We start from the raw sequence: 5,807 nt of genomic DNA on the forward strand, positions 1-5,807 counted from the left end.
CCCCCACTCCACCCCATCCCATCTCGTCCCATCTCGCCTTCAGTTCTTCGCTCTTCTTTTCGACTCCCCCCACCGGAGGCACCCGTGGAACCCACCAAGCGGCGCTCCCCCTACACGCGGCTCCTCGCCGCGTTCGCCGCCGCACTGCTCACGACAGGCGGCCTCGTCGCCGCGTCGCAGACGGCCGACGCGGCGCCCGCCCCCGCGTCCACGACCGCCTCGGCGGCGCTGCCGGACCACGCGCTCGTCGGCTACGTGCACGCCAGCTTCGCCAACGGCTCCGGATACATCCCGCTCGCCGACGTCCCCGACTCCTGGGACGTCATCGACCTCGCCTTCGCCGAGCCGACTTCACCCACCTCGGGCCAGATCAACTTCAGCCTCTGTCCCACGAGCGAATGCCCGAACGTCGAGTCCGCCGACGCGTTCAAGGCGGCCGTCAAGGCCAAACAGGCCGAGGGCAAGAAGGTCCTCGTCTCCATCGGCGGCGCCAACGGCAAGGTGCAGCTCACCACCACCGCCGCGCGGGACGCCTTCGTCGCGTCCGTCTCCGACATCATCGACACGTACGGACTCGACGGCGTCGACATCGACTTCGAGAACGACTCGCTCTCCCTCGACGCCGGGGACTCAGACTTCCGCGCCCCCACCACGCCCGCGATCGTCAACCTGATCTCGGCCCTGAAGTCGCTGAAGGCCAAGTACGGCAGCGGGTTCCAGCTGACGATGGCCCCGGAGACGTTCTTCGTCCAGCTGGGCTACCAGTTCTACGGGCCCGGCGCCTCCGGCTCGCAGGACCCGCGCGCCGGCGCGTACCTCCCGGTGATCTACGCACTCCGCGACGACCTCACGCTGCTCACGGTCCAGGAGTACAACTCGGGCCCGATCATGGGGCTCGACAACCAGTTCCACACCATGGGCGGCGCCGACTTCCCCATCGCCATGACGGACATGCTGCTCACCGGCTTCCCGGTGGCGGGCGACACCTCCAGGATGTTCCCGGCCCTGCGCCCGGACCAGGTGGCCATCGGCCTGCCCGCCTCGGCGAACGCGGGCGGAGGCTACATCGACCCGGCGGCCGTCACCCAGACCCTCGACTGCCTCACGAAGGGCACGAACTGCGGTACGTACGCCCCGCACGGCACCTGGCCGGGAATGCGCGGCCTGATGGCATGGTCGGTCAACTGGGACGTGTTCGGCGGCAACGCGTTCGCGAACAACTTCGACGCGTACTTCGGCTGACCGCCGACAGGCTGACACGGGTGCCGGGTGCCGGGTGCCGGGTGCCGGGTGCCGGGTGCCGGGTGCCGGGTGCCGGGTGGTGCCGGGAGCGGGCTCGGCCCGGTCCCGGCACCCGCGTCAGCCCCTCAGGTCCACCAGCAGCGGCGGCGCGGGGTCGCCGCCGACCGTCCGCAGCGAGAGCACCGCGTGCCCGGCGGGCACGGTGTGCGCGAGGTCGGACGCCGACCAGCGCTCGCGCTCCACCTGGCGCACCGTCACCGCGTCCGTCGTCACGGCCTTCCCCGTGACCAGCTTCCGGAACGAGTGGATGGCCCGGGTCAGCGGCTGGTCGGCGAAGACCGTGCGCTGCGTGACCACCTTCGTCTCCACCCACTCGGTGCCCCACGCCTCCGCGAACCGCTTCCCGTCCCACGTGGTGATCCCGGCGAACGCCATCCGGCAGCCGACCGCGCCGAGCAGCGCCGTGTGCAGCGCTTCCGGCACGTCGTCGAGCGTCCGCAGCGTGAGCACCGCGCCGGCGTTCACCGACCGCAGCCGCTGCACCCCGCGCACGGTCTCCGAGGTGAGCGTGCGCGTGGCGTCGTCCAGGACGAGACAGGCGAACAGCGAATGGTCCGTGCGGACGGCCGCGTTGGCCGTGAACTGCGCGAGCACCAGCCGGGCCAGCATCCGGGACGCCTCGCCGTGGCCGCGCTCCGGCAGGTCGATACGGACCCGCAGCGGGTGCTCCAGCGTCCGCAGCGAGAACAGCCGCGTCCCGCCCGTCGTGTCGAAGAACCCGGAGAACGCGGGCCTGTCGAGCAGCGCGACCCGGTCCGCGAGCGCCCGGCCGGGATCGCCGGGCGCCGCCGACTGGCGCTCGCGCGCGTCGAGTTCGCGGCGCATGGCCCGGTGGCCGCCCGCGTCGAGCGCGGCGCCGAGCGCCCGAACCGCCTCGGGCGTCCCGTCGAGGAGCTCCCGCAGTTCGGGCACGCCGGGCAGCCGGCCGTACGCGGCAAGGAAAGGACCGAGGAGCTGCGCGAGCGCCGTCGCCGCCCGCCTGCTGTCGGTGTCGGCCAGATCACCGACCAGGCCCTCCGCGAGCAGCGCCGCCGCTTCGTCCGGGTCGGCGGTCCCGCCGTAGAGGTCGAGGTCGTAGTCCGACCGCGGATCACCGAGCTTGACGACCACGTCGTACGCGGCGTCGGGGCCGAGCTGCGTCCCCGCCGCGCACACCGCGACGACGGCCGCCTGCCCGGCCAGCGCCTGGAGCGCCAGCGACTCGACCACCGGCCGTACCAGGGCATGCGTCTTGCCCGCGCCGGGCGGGCCGACCGCCAGCAGCGACGTGCCGAGCAGCCCCGGGTCCAGCGCGAGCCCGGTGCCGCGCCTCGCGTACGGGTTGCGCTCCCCGTCCTGCACCGTGCCGAGCCTGACCTGACGGGCCAGCAGATCGTGCCGGGCCGCCCGGACGGGCAGGTCCCGGCCCCCCGACGGATGGACACAGGCCGCCGCGCCGTCCCGCCGTACGGCCTCCGCGAACGCCCCCAGACGCCCGGGATCGACCCGCACGGAGCTCCAGGCCCTGCGGATACGGGTGAAGTCGACGTCGTTCATCCGGCCCTCCCGCACCTCGGCCGCCAGGCGCCCGGCGATCTCTCCCTGCCCGGCGGCGCGCAGCTCGGGCCACTCGGCGAGGTCCTGCTCGGGCGGGGGCGCCGCCTCGGCGGGCGCCTCCTCGCCGCGCGGGGCGGGACGCCGGCCGAAGACACGGCGCAGCAGCTCGGGCCAGCGGCCCAGACGGCCGAAGACCGCCGCCATGAGCAGGAGCAGGAAGATGTTGTAGATGTGGAGGGCGTTGTTGCCGGTGACGGTCCCGGGCCACGAGTCCGGTGTCAGGACGAGCAGGGGCCAGATCCAGAAGCTGCCCAGGTAGCCGTTGGACACGAGAGACCAGAGCAGAAGCGTGGCTGCGAGCGAGATCACCGCCCCCACCGCCAGCTGCCGTACCGGCGTCAGCTCCGGTGCGACCGCCGGCCGGGGCCGGTGCCCGTACGTCCAGGTTCCCGGCCCGTCCGTGCGGCGCGGCGTGTGCAGCCAGTCGCGCAGGGTCGGTCCTGTCGCCGGCGCGTACCCCGGCGCGGGCGGCACGGCGGGCTTCTCGTGGGGGCCTGCGGGCCCGGCGAGGACCGAACCTCCCGGGCGGCTTGCGAAGCCGGCGAAAACCGAATCCCGGTGTGGCCCGCGAGCCCACCGAGGACCCGCCTCCCGGGGCCGCGTCCCGGCCGCCGCGCCCCGGGGTCGGCGTCAGGCGTTCGAGACCTTCTCCGCGCGCCGGGCGCGCAGCTCCTCCTCGGACGAGCCGCGCCGCCAGTACCCCACGAACGTCACGCGTCCCTTGTCCACGCCCCGTTCCCGTACGAACAGCCGGCGCATGGCCTTGACCGCGTCCGCCTCGCCCGCGAGCCAGACGTACGGCCGGGTGCCGCGCCTGGCGGTCGTACGCGCGGCCTCCAGCGCCCGCTCGCCGGGGCGCGCACCCGGCGCGTCGTCGCCGACGAGCCAGGTGATCCGCGCGTCCGCGGGCGTCTGGAGGGGTCTGCGGTCGGCCGTGTGCGGCACGTCGAGCCACACGTCGGCCGCGAGCCCGGCGGGCAGCGTCCCGAGGATCGCCTCCGCCGCGGGCAGCGCCGTCCCGTCGGCCCAGATCAGCACCGAGTCGGCGTCGCGGGGCAGCCGGAAGCGGACCGCGGCGTTGTCCGCGACCCGGGGGCCGAGCACCACGGCCCGCTGCCCGGGCACGGCCCGCGCGGCCCAGCGCGTCGCCGGCCCGAGGTCGCCGTGGAGCACGAAGTCGATGTCGATCTCGTCCGGGTCGCGCCGCAGCGCCCGCAGGGTGTACGAGCGCATCACGGCGCGCACGTCCTCGTCGAGGGCGCGCCACGCGGGCCACCACCCCTCGCCCTCCTCCAGCGGCACGACCGGCGCGTCCTGTCCCGGCCGCGGCAGGAACAGCGACAGGCTCTGGTCGAGGCCCAGCGACGCGCAGTGCGCCAGGTCCGCGCCCGAGAAGGTCACGCGCACCGTGGACGGGCCGACCAGACAGGTCCTTTCCACGGACACGTGGAAGAAGCGGTACGGGCTCAGGGGAGCGGTGAGGGTGGCCGTCATGTCAGCTGACCTTCTTCGCCTTCTCGATGGCCTTCGCGAGATTGTCGAGGATCGGTGCGCACTGCGCGTACGAGAAGATCGGTTCCGCCACGCGCGGGATGACCTGCCCGGCCTTCACCGCGGGCAGCTGCGCCCAGGTGGGCTTGTCCGCGAGGGCGGAGGGCTGGAGCGCGGAGGAGCGGTTGTCCATCATGATGATGTCGGCCTTGTACTTGCCGGCGTTCTCCCAGCTCAGGTTCTCGAAGTAGCCCTGCGCGTCGACCTTCGGCGTCACGAACCGCACGCCGAGCTGCTGGAAGTAGGCGGTGTCCGCGGACATCTTGGCGAGCGACACGTAGAAGAGGTCCTGGCTCGCGGAGCCGATGAGCACGGTGATCTCCGGGCGGGCCTTCGCGGCGGCGCGCCGCCGCGCGGCCGCCTTCTCGAAGGCCGCCTTCGCGTCCGTGACCTTCTTCGCCTTGAGGTCGGCGCCGAGCGAGACGGCCAGGTCCTCGTGGCGCTGGATGGCCTTCGGGATGGTGGTCGCAGAGGCCTCCAGGGCGACCACCGGCGCCAGCTTGGTGATCTGCGCCTTGGACTTGTCCGGCACGTACCAGAGCTCGCCCTTCTGCCACTGCTCCGTGACCAGCAGGTCCGGGCTGAGGGCCGCGTACTTCTCGACGTTGAACTCGCCGTAGACGTTGCCGATGATCGTGACCTTGTTCACGTCGAGGTCGCCGGCCTGGATGTCGGCGGAGCCGTCCTTCTTCTTCGTCGGGCCGAACACGCCCTTGACCTCGACGCCGTAGTCGTGGAGCGCGGCGGCCGTCCCGATGAAGGCCACGATGTTCTTCGGTGTGCTGCCGGCCTTGGAGACCACGCCGCGGTCGTCCTTGAACGACCAGGGGCCGGTCTTCGCCGTCCTGCCACCGCCGTCGGACTTCGTCCCGGCACCGTCGCCCCCGCCGCAGGCGGCCAGCGCCGCGCCGAGACCTATGGCGCCGCCCGCGGCGAGCAGGCCGCGGCGGCCGACGGAGGTGGTACGGATGTCGGGCATGGCGGTCTCCCGCTTTCGTCGCGCCGACCTGGGAACAAAGGGAGCCAGGACCGGCTGATGAGCACGTTCTGGGCAGGTTAGCCTAACCTCAGTCGCGCGCCGACGCCCGGCCCACCGTCCGGAGACTCGCTGCCCTGAGCAGGCGACCGTATGCCGTGGGCCCCTCGTGATGTCCCTCATGACGTCCCTCGCATGACGTCCCTCGCGCGCCGTCGCGCGCGCACGCCGCGGGGGCCGGGGGGGGCCGCCCCCCCCCCCCGCGGCCGCCGGGGGGGGGGGGCCCCGCCGGGCGCGCGCGGGCGCGCCGGGCGACGCGATGGCGCGTACGGGAACCACCGGGCCGGGTATTGCCGTTGCCCAGCCCGAAGGCGTTTGGAAA

Annotated in this window: 3 protein-coding genes and 1 pseudogene; 1 reads left to right on the forward strand and 3 read right to left on the reverse strand. The window is 73.5% G+C overall.

Annotated features, from left to right (window positions below; translation table 11 throughout):
* Positions 1-219: 219 nt before the first annotated feature.
* Positions 220-1,242 (forward strand): annotated as a pseudogene (locus LCE31_RS35500) (chitinase); the annotation flags it as partial.
* Between the two features lie 117 nt (positions 1,243-1,359).
* Here the strand turns inward: LCE31_RS35500 and LCE31_RS35505 are convergent.
* From LCE31_RS35505 to LCE31_RS35515, 3 genes are all read right to left on the reverse strand, one after another.
* Positions 1,360-3,372 carry an ATP-binding protein gene (locus LCE31_RS35505; RefSeq protein ID WP_225021934.1) on the reverse strand — a complete coding sequence of 671 codons (2,013 nt, stop codon included), beginning with the start codon at positions 3,370-3,372 and terminating at the stop codon, positions 1,360-1,362.
* Positions 3,373-3,528: 156 nt separating this feature from the next.
* Complete coding sequence (locus tag LCE31_RS35510) at positions 3,529-4,392, reverse strand: siderophore-interacting protein (RefSeq protein WP_225021937.1); 864 nt, start codon at positions 4,390-4,392, stop codon at positions 3,529-3,531.
* 1 nt (position 4,393) lies between these two features.
* The gene (locus tag LCE31_RS35515) at positions 4,394-5,428 is read right to left on the reverse strand and encodes an ABC transporter substrate-binding protein (RefSeq protein WP_225021939.1); all 1,035 of its coding nucleotides are present in this window, start codon (positions 5,426-5,428) and stop codon (positions 4,394-4,396) included.
* Positions 5,429-5,807 lie beyond the last annotated feature (379 nt).

The organism is Streptomyces sp. 8L (assembly GCF_020176795.1).
GTDB lineage: Bacteria > Actinomycetota > Actinomycetes > Streptomycetales > Streptomycetaceae > Streptomyces.